A 1,106-nucleotide genomic window follows, 5' to 3' on the forward strand; every position below is an offset into this window, starting at 1 on the left:
AGATCGGCCAACGAATTGACGAGCTTGTACCCGGTGATCTGGGTCACGAGGCCGCTGTAAGCCGGAGCGGTCCATGCTCGATTGGCGATGAGCTTGCCCGGGTTGTAGCTGCCGTTCATGTCGTAGAAAGCGTTGACGATGCCGTGGCTCGCCGACCAATCTATCGTGCCGTTGTTCGTCACGCTGCCGCCATTGTCGATCGCTTGCGAATCGGCCCGCAGCGTCAAATTCCCGGTGCCGCGGTTTTTTACATAGGTGGCAGCTTCGATCGTGATCGAGTGATAGGCGGCGAGCGTGAGCGATGCCGCGCCGGTCCAATGGATGCTCGAAGCCACATCGATATCACCGTTGGTACCGCCCGCACCGGTCGTTTGCAGATTGATCGACGTGCCGCGCTCGAGATTGCTCTGGAAGACCGGTGCGGCCAAGGCGTCGATCGTGAAGCTCGGTGTGGTGATATTCCATTGATTGGTTTTTACCGCGGGGCCACCGGCGATGCGTAAGGTGGTCGCATTGGTGTCTAAGGTGCCGCCGCTACCGTCGGCGTTGCGTGCTTCGACGGTACCGTCCAACCACACACGGCCCGTACCGGCGGTAAGCCAGACATGACCGTCTCGTGTAGCGGTACCCGTTGCGCGCAACACCGAGTGATTACCAGCCAACGCATACACGTTGCCATCGGCCGCTTGCAGGCTGACCTGTGCCGCTTCGATATCGCCTCGGTTGACGACTTTGCCGCCGCTGCCTTTTTGCACGAACACTTGCCGGCTGCTCGTCGAGTCTTGCAGTAGGACCTGTTGCCCTGCGGCGATTTCGGTGGAGCCGTTCTGCGTGCTGATGGTGCCCACGTTATCGACTTCGTTACTCGCGATAAGGAACACGTCGCCGCGGCTTGACGAGATCTTGCCGAGGTTGACGATAGTGCTGTTCGAGGAGCCCGGCGTACCCGTGAAGGTGAGGGCGCCGCCATTCATAAACGCGGTGTTATCGACATCGAGCGTGGACGCAATGAATCGGCCGCCAGTCGAGACCACGCCGCTTCGACCGATAACGACGCCTTGCGGATTGATCAAATAGACGCTGCCGGTGGCGGAAAGCGTGCCGAG

General features: G+C 60.3%; 1 protein-coding gene. It reads right to left on the bottom strand.

Annotation, left to right across the window (positions count from 1 at the left end):
- Positions 1-1,106: two-partner secretion domain-containing protein (locus DXT59_RS10140; RefSeq protein ID WP_476718429.1), on the bottom strand; the 1,106-nt coding region annotated here is incomplete at both ends.

It is taken from the genome of Trinickia diaoshuihuensis (genome assembly GCF_003390925.1).
In the GTDB taxonomy this organism is placed as follows: domain Bacteria; phylum Pseudomonadota; class Gammaproteobacteria; order Burkholderiales; family Burkholderiaceae; genus Trinickia; species Trinickia diaoshuihuensis.